The organism is Kitasatospora sp. NPDC050543 (assembly GCF_044457565.1).
In the GTDB taxonomy this organism is placed as follows: Bacteria; Actinomycetota; Actinomycetes; order Streptomycetales; family Streptomycetaceae; genus Kitasatospora.
Map to the genome: position 1 here is coordinate 43329 of NZ_JBITGZ010000011.1, position 16834 is coordinate 60162.

The 16834-nt window shown below is 73.2% G+C and carries 12 protein-coding genes, 1 tRNA gene, 1 other RNA gene and 1 riboswitch; of the genes, 12 read left to right on the top strand and 2 right to left on the bottom strand.

Features of this window, described 5'->3' with window-relative positions:
• Positions 1–76 precede the first annotated feature (76 nt).
• The 4 genes from ssrA (at position 77) to ACIBH3_RS15990 (ending at position 5701) form a co-directional block, all read left to right on the top strand.
• Positions 77–458: a transfer-messenger RNA gene (ssrA, locus tag ACIBH3_RS15975) on the top strand.
• A 253-nt stretch (positions 459–711) separates the two neighbouring features.
• Entirely contained in the window at positions 712–3009 is a 2298-nt protein-coding gene (locus ACIBH3_RS15980) for a HelD family protein (RefSeq protein ID WP_396312567.1), read from the top strand.
• Positions 3010–3433: 424 nt separating this feature from the next.
• Complete coding sequence (locus ACIBH3_RS15985; RefSeq protein ID WP_396312568.1) at positions 3434–4909, top strand: NAD-dependent malic enzyme; 1476 nt, start codon at positions 3434–3436, stop codon at positions 4907–4909.
• 510 nt (positions 4910–5419) lie between these two features.
• On the top strand, positions 5420–5701 hold the full coding sequence (locus ACIBH3_RS15990; protein WP_396312569.1) for an HU family DNA-binding protein: 282 nt from the start codon (positions 5420–5422) through the stop codon (positions 5699–5701).
• Between the two features lie 191 nt (positions 5702–5892).
• Here the strand turns inward: ACIBH3_RS15990 and murA are convergent, their stop codons facing one another.
• Positions 5893–7233, bottom strand: coding sequence for a UDP-N-acetylglucosamine 1-carboxyvinyltransferase (gene murA, locus ACIBH3_RS15995; protein ID WP_396312570.1), 1341 nt, complete (start codon positions 7231–7233; stop codon positions 5893–5895).
• Positions 7234–7530: 297 nt separating this feature from the next.
• Here murA and ACIBH3_RS16000 point away from each other — a divergent pair, with 297 nt between their 5' ends.
• From ACIBH3_RS16000 to ACIBH3_RS16020, 5 genes are all read left to right on the top strand, one after another.
• On the top strand, positions 7531–8100 hold the full coding sequence (locus ACIBH3_RS16000) for a YqgE/AlgH family protein (protein WP_396312571.1): 570 nt from the start codon (positions 7531–7533) through the stop codon (positions 8098–8100).
• 113 nt (positions 8101–8213) lie between these two features.
• On the top strand, positions 8214–8501 hold the full coding sequence (locus tag ACIBH3_RS16005; protein WP_396312572.1) for a DUF3039 domain-containing protein: 288 nt from the start codon (positions 8214–8216) through the stop codon (positions 8499–8501).
• Between the two features lie 905 nt (positions 8502–9406).
• Positions 9407–10273, top strand: coding sequence for an FAD binding domain-containing protein (locus tag ACIBH3_RS16010; RefSeq protein ID WP_396312716.1), 867 nt, complete (start codon positions 9407–9409; stop codon positions 10271–10273).
• Positions 10270–11655, top strand: a complete 1386-nt coding sequence (locus ACIBH3_RS16015) for a (2Fe-2S)-binding protein (protein ID WP_396312573.1) — start codon at positions 10270–10272, stop codon at positions 11653–11655. The genes ACIBH3_RS16010 and ACIBH3_RS16015 overlap by 4 nt, the downstream gene beginning before the upstream one ends.
• Entirely contained in the window at positions 11652–13994 is a 2343-nt protein-coding gene (locus ACIBH3_RS16020) for a xanthine dehydrogenase family protein molybdopterin-binding subunit (protein ID WP_396312574.1), read from the top strand. The genes ACIBH3_RS16015 and ACIBH3_RS16020 overlap by 4 nt, the downstream gene beginning before the upstream one ends.
• 235 nt (positions 13995–14229) lie before the next feature.
• Here ACIBH3_RS16020 and ACIBH3_RS16025 read toward each other — a convergent pair.
• A tRNA-Cys gene (locus tag ACIBH3_RS16025) sits at positions 14230–14301 on the bottom strand.
• Positions 14302–14515: 214 nt separating this feature from the next.
• Positions 14516–14577: riboswitch (guanidine-III (ykkC-III) riboswitch) on the top strand.
• Positions 14578–14621: 44 nt separating this feature from the next.
• Here ACIBH3_RS16025 and ACIBH3_RS16030 point away from each other — a divergent pair.
• The 3 genes from ACIBH3_RS16030 to ACIBH3_RS16040 all read left to right on the top strand — a co-directional run bounded on the left by ACIBH3_RS16030 (position 14622) and on the right by ACIBH3_RS16040 (position 16814).
• On the top strand, positions 14622–14936 hold the full coding sequence (locus ACIBH3_RS16030) for a DMT family transporter (protein WP_396312575.1): 315 nt from the start codon (positions 14622–14624) through the stop codon (positions 14934–14936).
• A gap of 11 nt (positions 14937–14947) precedes the next feature.
• The gene (locus ACIBH3_RS16035; RefSeq protein ID WP_396312576.1) at positions 14948–15235 is read left to right on the top strand and encodes a hypothetical protein; all 288 of its coding nucleotides are present in this window, start codon (positions 14948–14950) and stop codon (positions 15233–15235) included.
• Positions 15236–15359: 124 nt separating this feature from the next.
• Positions 15360–16814 (top strand): MFS transporter, encoded by a 1455-nt coding sequence (locus ACIBH3_RS16040; protein WP_396312577.1) that lies wholly within the window; start codon positions 15360–15362, stop codon positions 16812–16814.
• Positions 16815–16834: the final 20 nt, after the last annotated feature.

Genomic DNA, 16834 nt, shown 5'->3' on the forward strand with positions numbered 1-16834 from the left:
GCCAGGTCCGAGCGCGTACCATGGCTCACGCAACACCGGGTGGGTGACCACCCGGGGCTGTTTGTCAACAAAACATGGGGATGATCGGCTTCGACAGGGGAAGTCGAAACAGGAGAAGCGAGCCGAGGAACGCGGCAATGATCTCGTTAACCATCTGTCGCAAACAAATAATCGCCAACTCTAAGCGCGATTCCCAGCAGTTCGCTCTCGCTGCCTAATTAGCAGCAAGAGTGCTTGGGTGTCAGACCGGGGAGTTCCCGACCCGGACCCTGGCATAATCTAGGGAACTCAACCGTCCGCCCGGGCTGCGAGGGCGGATGGGAAATCAAACAGCAGCTGGGCCTGTTGGCGGCTTGTCCGCGTGACCGCCAGGGCCGAGAAACTCACAGCGGACTGCGCTCGGAGAAGTCCTGAATCCACTCCACTGGACCCGGGTTCGATTCCCGGCATCTCCACCAACCCCATGTGTATCGGAAGCCGTCCTCCATCCGGAGGGCGGCTTTCGTGCGTCCGGGCCCCGGACCGCGTCCGGATGAGGAGCACGCGTGCGCCCGGCAGAACAGCCGGGCGGTGCGGCGCCGGGAGGGGGGTCGGGCGTAGGATCTTCTGTCCGCTCATTCTCCGAGGCGGACCACCACCGCAGGATGTACGTCAGGGGGCTCCTTGGGCGCGCACGGCTCAACCCAGTACACCGCCGCAACCACCGAGGCCATGCAGAGCGACACTGAGATCGTCACCGACACCGACACCGTCCGCGACCGTGAGATCGCCGAAGAGCAGCGCCACCTCGACACCGTCTACCACCGGCTGGAGGAGAAGCTCGCCGAGGCCGAGTACATCCTGGAGGACGCCGCCAAGCGGGTCCAGATCGGCACGCCCGGCGCGCTGGCCGAGCGGGACGCCCAGGTCTACCGGGCCGGGGCACACCTCCAGCGGCTCAACAACGAGTTCGAGGACTTCCTCTTCGGCCGTATCGACCTCCAGCAGGCCGACGCGCCGGAGGAGCACGGCATCCCCTCCAATACCCCGCTCGACCCGGCCGACCCGGCCGTGGCCGAGACCCTGCACATCGGCCGGCTCGGGGTGCTGGACGCCGAGTACGGCCCGCTGGTGATCGACTGGCGGGCGCCCGCCGCCGCGCCCTTCTACCGGGCCACCCCGCTGGAGCCCGGCCGGGTGATGCGCCGCCGGGTGATCCGGTCCAAGGGCCGCAAGGTGATCGGCGTCGAGGACGACCTGCTGCGCCCCGACCTCACCCCGACGCTGGAGGGTCGCGAGCTGGCGGTGGTCGGCGACGGCGCCCTGATGGCCTCCCTCGGCCGGGCCCGCAGCCACTCCATGCGCGACATCGTCTCCTCGATCCAGAAGGAGCAGGACGAGGTCATCCGGGCCGCGGCGGCCGGCGCCACGCTGGTCACCGGCGGCCCCGGTACCGGCAAGACCGCCGTGGCCCTGCACCGCGCCGCCTTCCTGCTCTACCAGGACCGCCGCCGCTACGCCGGCGGCATCCTGGTGGTCAGCCCGACGGCGCTGCTGGTCTCCTACACCGAGGGCGTGCTGCCCTCGCTCGGCGAGGAGGGCCAGGTCGCCATCCGCGCGGTCGGCTCCCTGGTGGACGGCATCGAGGCGGGCACCTACGACACCCCGGAGGCCGCCCGGGTCAAGGGCTCGGCCCGGATGGTCCAGCTGCTGCGCCGGGCCGCCCGCGCGGCTCTGGAGCTGGGCGCGCCGACCGAGCTCAAGGTGGTCGCCCGCGGCGAGGTGCTGCGCCTGGACGCGGAGCGGCTGAAGGCGGTGCGCGGCCATGTCGTCGGCAGCGGCGGCACCCCGCTGAACCTGCTGCGCCCGCGTGCCCGCCGGCTGCTGCTGGACGCGCTGTGGCAGGAGGCGACCCGGCACCTGCCCAAGCCGGCGGACCACTACGCCCGCGAGCAGCGCCAGGAGGAGAAGGAGTCCTTCGACGAGTACGTCTCGGACGAGGCGCCGTTCCTGGACTTCCTGGACGCCTGGTGGCCCGCGCTGACCCCGCGCCGGGTGCTGGCGACCCTGCGGCAGACCCGGCACACCAACCGGATCGCCCGCCGCTGCGTCACCCCGGACGAGGCGCGGCTGCTGGCGGCCTCCTGGCGGCACCTGACGGACCGCGGCGAGGGCGAGCTCTCGGCGCACGACGTGGCGCTGGTCGACGAGCTGCGGTTGCTGCTCGGCGAGGCGGCCAGGCCCAAGGTCCGCGAGGTGGACGCGGTGGACCTGCTCAGCGGCCTGGACGAGGTGACCACCTACGCCGACCGCAACTCCCGCCAGCGCGAGCGGATGCCCGTCGAGCGGACCGAGTACGCGCACATCATCGTGGACGAGGCGCAGGACCTCACCCCGATGCAGTGGCGGATGATCGGCCGCCGGGCCCGGATGGCCACCTGGACGATCGTGGGGGACCCGGCGCAGAGCTCCTGGCCGTACCCGCAGGAGGCGCAGGCGGCGATGGACGAGGTGCTGGCCGGCAAGCCGCGCCGCCGGCACACGCTGACGGTGAACTACCGCAACCCGGCCGAGATCGCGGAGGTGGCCGCCAAGGTGCTGGCCCTGGCCGCGCCCGGCACGCCCTCGCCCAGCGCGGTGCGTTCCACCGGTGTGACGCCGCGCTTCGCGGCCGTCGCCGACCCGGCGCCCCGGGCGTTCGCGGCGGCGGCCCGCGCCGAGCTGACCCGGCTGCTGGCCGAGGTGGACGGCACGGTGGCGGTGGTGGTCCCGATGGACCGCCGGGCGGAGGCGGCCGGCTGGATCGAGGGGCTGGGCGAGCGCGCGGTGGCCCTGGGCAGCCTGGAGGCCAAGGGGCTGGAGTACGACGCGACGGTGGTCGCCGACCCGACCGGCATCGCGGGCGAGTCGGAGGCGGGCCTGCGGGTGCTGTACGTGGCGCTGACCCGGGCCACCCAGCGGCTGACGGTGCTGTCCGGGCCGGACGACCTGCCGGACGCGGACGGCGTCCCGGCGCTGCTGCTCGGCTGACCGAGGGTCGGCCGACGGGCCGTCAACGACGAGGGCCCCCACCTGCGGTGGGGGCCCTCGCTGTTACGTTGGCGACACCGACCCGCCATGCTCGCCTCGCGGCAAGTGGTCGCTCGAAGCGACTAAGGTTGGGCCCGGGGGCTTGGATCGAGCCGGTGTCCCGTCCAATGTAACGCATCAGTCCCGAGTGCCAACCTCCTCGCGACAGATTTCCCGAACGTGGACCGAACGGCCGCAGCCTGCTTTGTGGAGTTCGGACACTCTATGAACTTTATTTCTGGCTACCCCCTGGTAGGTGCGACGATCGAGGTCTAGCATGCGCTGGGCGTCACCTTCAACAAATTGTTGAATCCACGGTTCGCCGTGGGACCGCCCGGCTCGCAGACCCCTCAGCAGAGCCCCAGTGGACGGAAGAAGGACGTCGATGGCGACGGTGCCCAGTGTCTCCAACTCGATCACGGTGCGGATGGAGGTCCCGGCCCGCGGCAACGCGGTGAGCTCGATCACCACCGCCGTCGAGTCCTCGGGTGGCTCGGTGACCGGTCTCGACGTGACCGCCTCCGGCCTTGAGGCACTGCGGATCGACGTGACCGTCGCCGCGTCCTCCGTCGCGCACGGCGAGGAGATCGTCGAGAAGCTCCGGGCCATCGACGGTGTCGCGATCGGCAAGGTCTCGGACCGTACCTTCCTGATGCACCTCGGCGGCAAGATCGAGATGTCGTCGAAGCTGCCGATCCGCAACCGTGACGACCTCTCGATGATCTACACCCCGGGTGTCGCCCGGGTCTGCATGGCGATCGCCGAGAACCCCGAGGACGCCCGCCGTCTCACCATCAAGCGCAACAGCGTCGCCGTGGTCACCGACGGCTCCGCGGTGCTGGGCCTGGGCAACATCGGCCCGGCGGCCGCGCTGCCGGTGATGGAGGGCAAGGCGGCCCTGTTCAAGCGCTTCGCCGGCATCGACGCCTGGCCGCTGTGCCTGGACACCCAGGACACCGACGAGATCGTCGCGATCGTGAAGGCGATCGCCCCCGGCTTCGCCGGCATCAACCTGGAGGACATCTCCGCGCCGCGCTGCTTCGAGATCGAGGCCCGGCTGCGGGAGGCGCTGGACATCCCGGTCTTCCACGACGACCAGCACGGCACCGCGATCGTGGTGCTGGCGGCGCTGACCAACGCGCTGAAGGTGGTCGGCAAGGAGATCTCCGAGATCCGGGTGGTGATGTCGGGCGCCGGCGCCGCCGGTACGGCCATCCTGAAGCTGCTGCTGGCGGCCGGCGTCGAGCACGCCACCGTGGCCGACGTGCGCGGAGTGGTCCACCAGGGCCGTGAGGACCTCAACGACAGCCTGCGCTGGATCGCCGAGCACACCAACCGCTCCGGGCGCACCGGAAGCCTCAAGGAGGCCGTGGCGGGCGCCGACGTCTTCATCGGCGTCTCGGCCCCGAACGTGCTGGACGGCGACGACCTGGCCACCATGGCCCAGGACGCGATCGTCTTCGCGCTGGCCAACCCCGACCCCGAGGTCGACCCGGCCGTCGCCCGGCAGACCGCCGCGGTGGTCGCCACCGGCCGCAGCGACTTCCCGAACCAGATCAACAACGTGCTGGTCTTCCCAGGCGTCTTCCGCGGCCTGCTGGACGCGCAGAGCCGCACGGTCAACACCGAGATGATGATCGCCGCCGCCCGCGCGCTGGCCACCACCGTCGCGGACGACCAGCTCAACGCCAACTACATCATCCCCAGCGTCTTCCACCCGGACGTCGCCAAGACCGTCGCCTCCGCCGTGCGGGACGCCGCACTGGCTGCCGCGGGCCCCGGCCAGCCGGCTCCGGCCAGGCCCACCCCGGGCATCGTCGGCACCCTCGACACCTCGTCCTTTCCCTCCGTCAAGCTCTGACGCGGTGCCGTTCAGGGGGTGTCTCATTGTCGGTCAAATGACCGATTAGCGACCTTACCCACCCAAGTCCGCCCCGAACCCTTGCGACACAAGGGCGAGGGGCGTGTTTGGGCTTGTCGGTGGTTGGGCGTACGGTAGCCCTGCACGGGGCAGGCGTGTCCGACAAGTACGGAACGTCCCCCTGGTCTTCCGGCGTGTCGTCCCGACCGCCGCCCGCGCCGGTCCGCCGGTGCCGACGGAGCGTCACCGCTTCTGAGGGCGGGCGCTGTTCGGGTCAACGCTGCCGGGGCCCGATTGGCTTTCTCGGGGCCGGTCGGGGCAGGATTCGTTCCCAGGCAGGCACGCGGGCCGACATGCACGGCTCGCGGCTCGGGGTACGAGCCCGAACCCCTGACCACCCAATGCCTGAATGAGCACAGTGTGCGGACCAGCGGCCCAGCCGGATATCCCCGGAGGGACGACCGATGGGGCCCCCGCACACCGCAACGCGAACAGACCACAGGAGTACACATGAACCGCAGTGAGCTGGTGGCCGCGCTGTCCGAGCGCGCCGAGGTGACCCGCAAGGACGCCGACGCCGTTCTGGCCGCGTTCGCCGAGATCGTCGGCGAGGTCGTCGCCAAGGGCGACGAGAAGGTCACCATCCCCGGTTTCCTGACCTTCGAGCGCACCCACCGCGCTGCCCGCACCGCCCGCAACCCGCAGACCGGCGAGCCGATCCAGATCGCGGCCGGCTACAGCGCCAAGGTGAGCGCCGGCTCCAAGCTCAAGGAAGCCGCCAAGGGCAACTGACGCAGGGCTCCCCAGGAGCCTCGCGGTAGACGCTTGAACGCCCGCGGGGGCGGATCGACTCCGGTCGGTCCGCCCCTGCGGCGTTGGCGGCCGCGTCGACGCGATTGCGCCGCCCGGTGCCGCGACGGCCGGTGGCCGGGCCCCCGGAGGGGAACCCGGCCACCGGCCGTCGTACGGGGCCCGTCAGGGCGTCAGGACGTCACCAGATTCTCGCTGGGCAGCTCGACGTGGGCGCCGAGGTCACGGAGCTTCTCCATGAAGTTCTCGTAGCCGCGGTTGATCAGGTCGATGCCGTGCACCGTGGAGGTGCCCTCCGCGGCCAGCGCCGCGATCAGGTACGAGAAGCCGCCGCGCAGGTCCGGGATGACCAGCTCGGAGCCGATCAGCTTGGACGGGCCGGAGACGACCGCCGAGTGCTGGAAGTTGCGGGCGCCGAAGCGGCACGGCGTGGAGCCGAGGCACTCGCGGTAGAGCTGGATGTGCGCGCCCATGAGGTTCAGCGCGGAGGTGAAGCCGAGCCGGGACTCGTAGACCGTCTCGTGCACGATCGACAGCCCGCTGGCCTGCGTCAGCGCGACCACCAGCGGCTGCTGCCAGTCGGTCTGGAAGCCGGGGTGCACGTCCGTCTCCAGGGCGATCGCCTTGAGCTCGCCGCCCGGGTGCCAGAAGCGGATGCCCTCGTCGTCCACCTCGAAGGCGCCGCCGACCTTCCGGAAGGTGTTGAGGAAGGTCATCATCTCCAGCTGGCGGGCACCGCGGACGTAGATGTCGCCCTTGGTCGCCAGCGCCGCGCACGCCCAGGACGCGGCTTCCAGCCGGTCCGGCAGGGCACGGTGGTTGTAGCCGCCGAGCTCGTCCACGCCGGTGATCAGGATGGTGCGGTCGGTGCCCATCGAGATGATCGCGCCCATCTTCTGCAGGACGCAGATGAGGTCGACGATCTCCGGCTCGATGGCCGCGTTGCGCAGCTCGGTGACGCCCTCGCACAGGACGGCCGTCAGCAGCACCTGCTCGGTCGCGCCGACCGACGGGTACGGCAGCTCGATCCGGGTGCCGCGCAGGCGCTGCGGGGCGACCAGGTAGGTGCCCTGCGGGTGCTTCTCGATGGTGGCGCCGAACTGGCGCAGCACCTCGAAGTGGAAGTCGACCGGCCGGCCGCCGATGTCGCAGCCGCCCAGGCCCGGGATGAAGGCGTGGCCGAGGCGGTGCAGCAGCGGGCCGCAGAACAGGATCGGGATCCGCGAGGAGCCGGCGTGCGCGTCGATGTCGGCGACGTTCGCGCTCTCCACGTGCGAGGGGTCGAGGATCAGCTCGCCCTCCTCGTCACCCGTGCGCACGGTCACACCGTGCAGCTGGAGCAGGCCGCGCACGACCTTGACGTCACGGATGTCCGGGACGTTGCGCAGTCTGCTGGGGCCCGTGCCGAGCAGGGCGGCGACCATGGCCTTGGGGACCAGGTTCTTCGCACCACGGACTCGGATCTCGCCTTCGAGCGGGTTTCCGCCGTGGACCAGCAGGACGTCGTCGGTCATCGTTCTCGCAATCCGGGATGCCAGGTGAGTGGGTGCCAGCCCTTGGGGAGGGTGGGCGGTGGTGGGTCGTTCGGGCAGCTGTGGGGCCCCGGACGACCGAATCTCCGCCGCATGGGGGGTGTCCACCATCAGTAGATGGTAGTAGGCGTCCGCTTGGTTCCCTTCCGCCTGTTCCGTGATAGTGCTCTCTCAGGGTGGTCCGGCGCCCGCCGGTGCGTCCGTACGGGTGTTCGTCGGGCCCCGGACGATTGGGCGTGGGGTTACCCGTACCGGCCTGTCCTGCGGGATCATGTGGGCATGACCGCGGCCCAATCGCACACCGGCCGACTGCTCGTCGCGACCGCGTTGCTCACCGATCCGAACTTCACCCGGGCGGTGGTGCTGCTGCTCGACCACGACGAGGAGGGGGCGCTCGGCGTCGTGCTCAACCACCCCACCCCGATCGAGGTGGGTGCGGTGCTCGACGGCTGGGGAGGCCTGGTCGGGCAGCCCCCGGTGGTCTTCCAGGGCGGGCCCGTCGCGCTGGACTCCGCGCTGGGACTGGGCGTGGCGCCCGGCGAGCCGGCCCAGGGCCAGCCGCTGGGCTGGCGGCGGGTGCACGGCGCGATCGGCCTGGTGGACCTGGAGGCGCCACCCGAGGTGCTGGCCGGCGAGCTGGGCGGCATGCGGATCTTCGCCGGGTACGCGGGCTGGTCGCCCGGCCAGCTGGAGAGCGAGCTGGCGAGCGGCGCGTGGTACCTGGTGGACGCCGAACCGGGGGACATCTCCAGCCCCGAGCCGGAGCGGCTCTGGCGGGCGGTGCTGCGCCGCCAGCGCGGGCCGCTGGCGCTGCTGGCGACGTACCCCGACGATCCGACGCTGAACTGAGCCGCCCGCCCGCCGGGTTGCCGCCACGGCGCCGGGCCGGGTCGCCGCCGTCCCACCGGGCCGGGCGCCCGACACTGGCCCGCTCTCGCCGCGCCCCCATAGACTTGGCACTCATGAGCACTCTTGAGCCCGAGCGCGGCCTCGGCACCGGCACCCTGGTCGAGCCCGTCCCGCAGGTGTCCAACGGGGACGGCGACCACGAGCGCTTCGCCCACTACGTCCAGAAGGACAAGATCATGGAGAGCGCGCTCTCCGGGTCTCCCGTGGTGGCGCTCTGCGGCAAGGTGTGGGTTCCCGGCCGCGACCCGAAGAAGTACCCCGTCTGTCCGATGTGCAAGGAGATCTACGACGGCATCGGCAAGCCGCAGGACGGCCAGGGCGGCGGCAAGGACCAGGGCTGAGCCGCCCGCCGGGTGGCGGGTCCATCGGTGATTGGTCTGTGTCACTCGCCGTTCGGCGGGGCGTGACGGCCTGATGGACCTCACCCCGCAGGACCTCACCCCGCAGGATCCCGATCCGCAGGACCTCGCCGCGCTGCAGCTGATTCCCGCTCCGACGGCGGCCGCCGCCGGGCGGGGCAGGATCTGCTGCTCGGCCCGGACGCCACGCCGACCGCCGTGCCCGCCCTGGAGCCCGCCGAGCACTGGCTGCGCGCCACGCAGAACGCCACCGGCCTGCCGCTGCGCCCGGCGGTCGGCAGCGGCGCGGGTACGGGCGGCGGGGCGAGCGCCGTCGAACTGATCGAGGACCGGGCGCCGGCCGCCGAGGCGTACCGGATCTCGGTACGCGCCGACCGGGCGGTGATCACGGCCCGCGGCCCCGCCGGGGCGCTCCGGGGCGCCCCGGGACACTGCGCCAGCTGCTCGGCTCCCGGCACTTCCTGCCCCGGCTGGACGCGCTGGGCGTGGAGTACCACCCGGCCGCCGGGCCGCGGCCGTGGCAGTGGTGGCCCGGGGTGGCGGGACGCCCGATCGAGGGGGAGCCGCCGCGGGTGTGACGCGGCCGGGGATTCGTCCGTGGGAACTTTGCGACGGCATCCAGGCGTCAAGAGCAGGTGAACATCTGCTCCGGCCCGCGCCGGACCGGAGCAGATACCATCCGGATTCGGTCTCAATCGGTCACGCGCGCTCGGCGCCCCAGAAATGATCATCGAGCATTGTGTGCCAGAGTTGCCCAACCCGGCCCGATCGCCCGTACCCTACGGGCCAGGCCGTGCTGCCGACGCGGACACCCGGCCGAGGGCCGGGGGCGGCAGGCAGTCGATGAGCAAGTGGAGCACGGTGGGACCCAGGTGAACCGGACGATCATGCTGCCGGCCTCCCTCGACGAGGCCGTCGAAGCGCTTGCCGCCACCCCGGCCGCGGTGCCGGTGGCCGGCGCCACCGACCTGATGGAGGCCGTCAACGCCGGACGGCTGCGCCCCGCCGCCCTGATCGGCCTCGGCCGGATCACCGAGCTGCGCGGCTGGCGCTACGAGGACGGCGGCACCGCGGTGCTCGGCGCCGGGCTGACCCACGCCCGGATGGACCGGCCCGACTTCGCCGCCCTGATCCCCGCGCTCGCCGACGCCGCCCGCACCGCAGGCCCCCCGCAGGTACGCAACGTGGGCACCCTCGGCGGCAACATCGCCACCGCCGCGCCCGCCGGTGACACCCTGCCGGTGCTCGCCGCGCTGGAGGCCACCGCAACCCTGGCCCGGCCCGGCTCCACCCGCGAGGTCCCGATCAGCCACCTGCTGACCGGCCTGGACCCGCTGCGCCCGGGAGAGCTCCTCACCTGGGTCCGGGTGCCGCTGCTGCACGCACCGCAGGTCTTCCTCAAGTCCACCGGCCGCAGCGGCCCGTCCCGCGCCACCGCCTCCGTCGCCCTCGTCCTGGACCCCGCCCGCCGCGCCGTGCGCTGCGCAGTCGGAGCCGTCGCCCCGGTGCCGCTGCGGCCGCTGGAGGCCGAGGCCTGGGTCGCCGGCTGTATCGACTGGGAGGGCTCCCGGGAGATCGACCCGGCCGCGACCGCCGCGTTCGGCGAGTATGTGGCAGGCGCCTGCGTCCCCGACAACTACGGCGCCGAGGGCCCGTGGGAGGCCGCCACCGAGGGGCCGAGCGCCGCGGCCGTCCGGCTGCGGCGTACCGTAGCGGTGCTGGCCCGCCGGGCACTGGGAAGGGCGCTGAAGTGACGACAGACTCCATCGATCCCGGCCCGCTCGACCCGGCTCCGCCGGTGAGCGCCGAGTTGCGGCCGTGCGCCTCGTACACGCTGCGGGTCAACGGCTTCGAACGGCCCGTCACCGACGCCTGGATCGGGGAGAGCCTGCTCTACGTGCTGCGCGAGCGCCTCGGCCTGGCCGGCGCCAAGGACGGCTGCGAGCAGGGCGAGTGCGGGGCCTGCTCGGTGCAGGTGGACGGACAGCTGGTGGCGGGCTGCCTGGTGCCCGCGGCGCTCGCCGCCGACAGTGAGATCAACACCGTCGAGGGGCTCTCGGCGGGCGGCGCGGCCAGTGACGTACAGCTGGCGCTGGCCGAGTCCGGCGCGGTGCAGTGCGGCTACTGCACCCCCGGCATGGCGATGGCCGTGCACGACCTGCTCCAGCGCAACCACCGGCCCAGCGAGGTCGAGGCCCGTCAGGCGCTCTGCGGCAACCTCTGCCGCTGCACCGGCTACCGGGGCGTGCTGGCCGCCGTCCAGAGCGTCGCCGACGCCCGCGCCCTGGAGGCGGAGGCCGAGCTGGAGCCCGACGCGGCCGACGAGGCCGAGCCGGCGGCCGGTCAGCCGTCGGCACCCGCCGCCGAGCCGGCCGCACCCCCGGCCGCGCCGCCGGCGGCGCAGTCCGCCGCCGACCTGCCGCTGGCCGGCGAACTGCCGGTCTACGCGGACTCGGAGGCCTGGGTCGAGCACATCCCGCAGCAGTCCGCCGCGCAGGTCCCGGCCGCCGCGGAGCACGCCACGGAGTACATGGCGGAGTACGCCACGCAGCCGACCGCCGCGGGCACCGGCGTCGGGGTGGGCATGGAGTACGGCTACGACGGCGTCTACGACACCGGGGTGCTGCCGCCCATCACGGGCATCCCCGCGCAGCACGCGCCCCAGCACCACACCCCGCAGCAGCACGTGCCCCAGCACCACGCCCCCCAGCAGGGCCAGTACCCGCAGCCCGGTCAGTTCCCGCAGCCGGGGTACGCCGAGGCGCCCTTCCAGGGCACACCCGCGCACGGCACCTACCTGCCGGACCAGCCGTACGAGGGCGGCGTCCCCTACGAGGGCCAGGGTCACTACGAGGGCGGCACACCGTACCTGGGAGTGCCCTACCAGCAGGTGCCCCAGATGCCGCCGATGCAGCCGATGCCGCAGATGCACGGCGGGTACGACGGCCCGGTCTACGAGGGCACCCCGGCGCACGGCACCGCCTTCGACGGCCCCGGCCCCGAGGGCACGCCCGCGCACGGCACCCCGTACATCCCGACGCCACCCCACGGCGTGCCGACCGACGCCGGCCACGGCATCCCGTACGGCGCGACCCCCGCCCACGGCACCCCCATTCCCGAGGACCGCCACGCATGACCTCGCCGACCGACATCGCGGCAGTGCCCCAGACCGACAGTGCCCGGCCGGACGGCGGCGAGAGTCAGACCCCCGAGCCCTTCGGCCTCGGCAGTTCCCCGCTGCGCACCGACGCCCTGCCCAAGGCGCTCGGCATCTACCCGTACGCCGCCGACCTCTGGGCCGAGGGCCTGCTGTGGGGCGCGGTGCTGCGCGCCCCGCACCCGCACGCCCGGATCGTCTCGGTCGACACCTCCGCCGCGCTCGCCCTGCCCGGGGTGCACGCCGTGGTCACCGCCGACGACCTCCCGCCGGGCCCGGACGGTGGCCAGGACGGCGCCCCGCACGGCCCGATCGTCGCCGACCGGCCGATCCTGGCCGCCGGGGTGGTGCGCCACCACGGCGAGCCGGTCGCCGCCGTCGCTGCCGACCACCCCGACACCGCGCGCCTTGCGGCCGCCTCGATCGTGGTCGAGTACGAGCTGCTGGAGCCCGTCACCGACCCCGAGCAGGCCTTCACCGCCGCCCCGCTGCACCCGGACGGCAACCTCTTCCGCCACCTGCCGCTGCGTACCGGCGACCCCGAGGCGGTCGGCGAGATCATCGTCGAGGGCCTCTACCAGGTCGGCCGTCAGGACCCGGCGCCGATCGGCGCCGAGGCGGGCCTGGCCGTGCCGCGCCCGGACGGCGGCGTCGAGCTGCACCTGTCCTCCACCGACCCGCACGGCGACCGCGACCGCACCGCCGCGTGCCTGGGCCTGGAGCCCGACCGGGTCAGGCTGGTCGTCACCGGCGTGCCGGGGGCCACCGCCGACCGCGAGGACCTGTCCTTCCAGGTCACCCTGGCGCTGCTCGCGCTGCGCACCGGCCGCCCGGTGAAGATGACCCTCACCCGCGCCGAGTCCTTCCACACCCACACCGCCCGCCACCCGGCCCTGCTGCGCTACCGTCACCACGCGGACGCCGAGGGCCGGCTGGTCAAGGTCGAGGCACAGATCCTGCTGGACGGCGGCGCCTACGCCGACGTGTCCTCGGAGGCGCTGGCCGCCGCGACGGCGTTCTCGGTCGGCCCCTACGTCTGCCCGAACGTCTTCGTGGACGCCTGGGCCGTACGCACCAACAACCCGCCCGCCGGTCGGATGCGCGGCGAGGGCGCCCTGCAGACCTGCTTCGCGTACGAGTCCCAGCTCGACCAGCTGGCCGCCCGCCTCGGGCTGGACCCGGTCGAGATCCGCCGCCGCAACGCCCTCGCCACCGGGGACCCGATGCCGACCGGACAGGCCGTCACCTGCCCCGCGCCGGTCGCCGCCCTGCTCGACGCCGTGGCGGGCGAGCCGCTGCCCGTCCTGCCGGTGGACGACCCGGACGCCGACTGGCTGCTGCCCGGCGGCCCCGGCGGCGCGGGGGACCCGGCGGCGGTGCGGCGCGGCATCGGCTACGCGGTGGGCATGGTGCACATGCTCGGCGCCGAGGGCGAGGACGAGGTCTCCACCGCGACCGTGCGGGTCAGCGGTGACCACGCCACCGTCATCTGCGCCGCCGTGGACTCCGGCCAGGGCTTCGCGACTCTGGCCCGGCAGATCGTGCAGTCCGTGCTGGGCGTGAGCGAGGTCTACATCGCGCCGGTGGACAGTGACCAGTCGATCGCGGGTCCCTCGGCGCGCGGGCGGCACACCTGGGTCTCCGGCGGCGCCGTCGAGCGGGCCGCGCTGATGGTCCGCCACCAGCTGCTCCAGCCGATCGCGGCGAACTTCGGGATGTCGGTCGAGCTGCTCTCGATCTCCGACGGCAAGATCACTTCTTACGACGGGGTGCTGGGCATGCCGGTCGGCGAGGCGCTGGAGGGAAAGGAGCTCTGGGCCACCGCCCAGTGCCGCCCGCACCCGACCGAGCCGCTGGACGAGGCCGGCCAGGGCGACGCCTTCGTCTCCATCGCCTTCTGCGCGATGCGGGCCGTGGTGGACGTGGACATCGAGCTCGGCGCCGTCCGGGTGGTCGACGTCACCGTCGCCCAGGACGTCGGCCGGGCGCTGAACCCGCGCCAGATCGAGGACCGGATCGAGGCCGGCGTCGCCCAGGGCGTGGGCCTGGCCCTGCTGGAGGACCTGCGCACCGAGGGCGGCCTGCTGGCCAACCCCTCGCTCACCGGCTACCGGCTGCCCACCGCGCTGGACACCCCGGACGTACGGATCGCGGCCCTGCTGGAGGAGCGCGACGTGGTCGCCACCTTCGGCGCCAAGGCCGTCAGCGCCGTGCCCGCCGTGGTCGCCCCGGCCGCCGTCGCCGCCGCCGTCCGCGCCGCCACCGGCCTGCCCGTCGGCCGCCTCCCGATCCGCCCCGAGGACGCCATCACCGCCTGACCCGGCGCAGCCTCAGGCAGCCCGCGGGCTGAATGCGACCTGCGTGGCCTCGGCGTCGATGGTGGCGTCCGGCCGGGCGTCCAGAGCGGGCGCCGGTCGACGGAGCCGATCCGGTCGCGCCGTGCCGGCCGCCGTTGTACCGCTGAATTCTCCGGGAATGGCGCGGCGAATGGGGCGAGGAATTGCACGACGAATTGCCGGGCAGCGGGAATTCGCTGACCGGCAATTCTGGGGGAGGCCATGGCGGGAATCGAACCCGCGTAAACCGCTTTGCAGGCGGTTCCCTGAGCCACTCGGGCACACGGCCGGGGGAGGGCTGCGCGTTCAGGCGCAGGGGCAGGCGCGACAACACCGGGGAGCGGTACAGGTGCGGGGCGCGGAAAGGGCCACCGGCTTCCTGTTCATGTCCGACTCCTGTCGTTGCGCTGCTTGGTGAATTCATCTTATGGGGTGCGCTCCGGGGTGCGTCAATATCCGAATGTAAATTCTGTATGGCGCGTCGTGCTACCGTCGAAGGCAGGTGAGCGATCACGCGATCACCCCGGACGAGCGCGTCGTACCCGGCAGGACAAGACGGCGCAGGACCAGCGGCAACCCGGCCGCTGATCACTGCGGAGGTTCTGCGTCATGGCCTGGCTCGTTCTGATCATCTCCGGCGTCCTGGAGACCCTCTGGGCGGTCTCCCTGGAGTCGTCCAGGGGCTTCTCCCGCCTGGTTCCCAGCGTCGTCTTCGCCGTCGCCCTGGTTCTCAGCATGGGCGGGCTGGCGTACGCGATGCGCACCATCCCGATCGGTACGGGCTACGCGGTGTGGGTGGGCACCGGCGCGGTCGGTACGGCGCTCTACGGCATGGTGGCGCTCGGCGACCCGGCCACGGCGGCCCGGATCGGTTGTCTGCTGCTGATCGTCTCCGGTGTGGTGGGCCTGAAGGTGCTGCACTGACCCCTGTCGCCGTGCTCGGCGGCATCGCCGCCGCGACGTACCGGGACGGGTTGCCGTCGGCGAGGCCGACCGCCGAGGGGGTCACCGGCGCCGCCGTCGGGACCGTACGGGAGTCACTCGGCGGTGCGCTCGCGCCGGCGGAGCGTGCCGGGGGCGCCGGGGCCGGTCTGGCCCGGGACGCCTTCCCCCACTCCCTCGGGGTGGTCGGCCTCAGCGGTGCGGCGCTGATGCTGCTCGCCGCGCTGAGCGTCCGGCTGCTCACCCCGCGCGACCTCGACATCTCGGTGGGAGGCCACTGATCCCCGCCCGCCGTCCGGGTGCCTGCGGCGGACCCGCGCCGTGTGGTCCTAGGACCGGCGTCCCAGGCCGCCCTGGGACGAAAGTCAGGAGTCATTCCGAACATTGGGTCTTACGATGTTCTCCATGACCACAGCCTCCCCCACCTCGGTCGATCCCGCGCCCGACCAGCGCCCGCCCGGCGCGGACGACCCCGGCGGGGTGATGGGCGTCCGCTACCGCGCGCTGACCCTGGGCATCGTCTCCGTGGTGCTGCTGCTGGCCTTCGAGGCGACCGCCGTCAACACCGCGATGCCGGTGGCCGCCCGCCAGCTGGACGGCCTGGGGCTGTACGCCTTCGCCTTCTCCGGCTACTTCACCACCACGCTCTTCGCCCTGGTCGTCTCCGGCCAGTGGTGCGACCGGCGCGGCCCGCTGCAACCCCTGTTCACCGGCATCGCGGTGTTCGGCGCGGGCCTGGTGATGGCCGGCGCCGCGCCCGGGATGTGGCCCTTCGTGGCCGGCCGCGCCGTCCAGGGCCTGGGCGGCGGCCTGGTGATCGTCGCGCTGTACGTGGTGGTGGGGCGGGCCTACCCCGAGCGGCTGCGGCCCGCCGTCTTCGCCGCGTTCTCCGCGGCCTGGGTGCTGCCCTCGATCGTCGGCCCGGTGGTCTCCGGCGCCGTCACCCAGCACCTCGGCTGGCGCTGGGTGTTCCTGGCGGTGCCGGTGCTGATCCTGCTGCCGCTGGTGGTGATGGGCCCGGCGCTGCGCCGCTCCGAGCGGGAGCAGCCGGGCCTGCGCAGCGAGGGCTTCGACCGCCGGCGCACCGCCCTGGCGGCGATGGCCGCGCTCGGTGCCGGCCTGCTGCAGTACGCGGGCCAGCGGCTGGACCTGATCGGCCTGCTGCCGGCCGCCGTCGGCGCCGCGCTGCTGGTGCCCGCCGTCATCCGGCTGCTGCCACCCGGCACGGTACGGGCCGCCCGCGGCCTGCCGACGGTGATCCTGCTGCGCGGCGTGGCGGCGGGGGCGTTCTTCGCGGCCGAGGCGTTCATCCCGCTGATGATGGTCACCCAGCGCGGCCTGTCGCCGACGCTGGCGGGGCTCACGCTGACCAGCGGCGGCCTCTCCTGGGCGCTGGGCTCATGGCTGCAGGGCCGGCCCGGGGCCGAGAAGTACCGCGACGCGATGATCAGGCTCGGCTTCGTGCTGACGGCGCTGGCGATAGCCGGTGCGGCGCTGGTGCTCGTCCCGGCCGTTCCGGTCTGGGTGGCGGCCCTGTCCTGGGCGGTCGGCGGGATCGGGATGGGCCTGGCGGTGGCGAGCATCAGCGTGCTGATGATGCGGCTGTCGGCGCCCGAGGACGCCGGCGCCAACTCCGCCTCGCTGCAGATGAGCGATGCGCTGGGCAACGTCCTGCTGGTGGGCCTGGCCGGGGTGCTGTTCTCGGCGCTGGGCGGCGTCGGCCAGGCCGACGCCGAGCAGGCGGCGCAGGGCGCCGGTACGTCGGGCGCCTTCGCGGTGATCTTCCTGACCATGACCGGGGTGGCCCTGCTGGGCGCCCTGCTCTCCGGCCGCACCCGTAGCCGTACCCGCACCGGCTAGCGCGGCCGGCCGTTCGTCCG

What these genes read in the sequence shown, in the direction of transcription:
- ACIBH3_RS15980 (WP_396312567.1), top strand. Translation starts at nt 712, where the DNA reads ATGCAGAGCGACACTGAGATCGTCACCGACACCGACACCGTCCGCGAC.
- ACIBH3_RS15985 (WP_396312568.1), top strand. Translation starts at nt 3,434, where the DNA reads ATGGCGACGGTGCCCAGTGTCTCCAACTCGATCACGGTGCGGATGGAG.
- ACIBH3_RS15990 (WP_396312569.1), top strand. Translation starts at nt 5,420, where the DNA reads ATGAACCGCAGTGAGCTGGTGGCCGCGCTGTCCGAGCGCGCCGAGGTG.
- murA (WP_396312570.1), bottom strand. Translation starts at nt 7,233, where the DNA reads ATGACCGACGACGTCCTGCTGGTCCACGGCGGAAACCCGCTCGAAGGC.
- ACIBH3_RS16000 (WP_396312571.1), top strand. Translation starts at nt 7,531, where the DNA reads ATGACCGCGGCCCAATCGCACACCGGCCGACTGCTCGTCGCGACCGCG.
- ACIBH3_RS16005 (WP_396312572.1), top strand. Translation starts at nt 8,214, where the DNA reads ATGAGCACTCTTGAGCCCGAGCGCGGCCTCGGCACCGGCACCCTGGTC.
- ACIBH3_RS16010 (WP_396312716.1), top strand. Translation starts at nt 9,407, where the DNA reads ATGCTGCCGGCCTCCCTCGACGAGGCCGTCGAAGCGCTTGCCGCCACC.
- ACIBH3_RS16020 (WP_396312574.1), top strand. Translation starts at nt 11,652, where the DNA reads ATGACCTCGCCGACCGACATCGCGGCAGTGCCCCAGACCGACAGTGCC.
- ACIBH3_RS16030 (WP_396312575.1), top strand. Translation starts at nt 14,622, where the DNA reads ATGGCCTGGCTCGTTCTGATCATCTCCGGCGTCCTGGAGACCCTCTGG.
- ACIBH3_RS16040 (WP_396312577.1), top strand. Translation starts at nt 15,360, where the DNA reads ATGACCACAGCCTCCCCCACCTCGGTCGATCCCGCGCCCGACCAGCGC.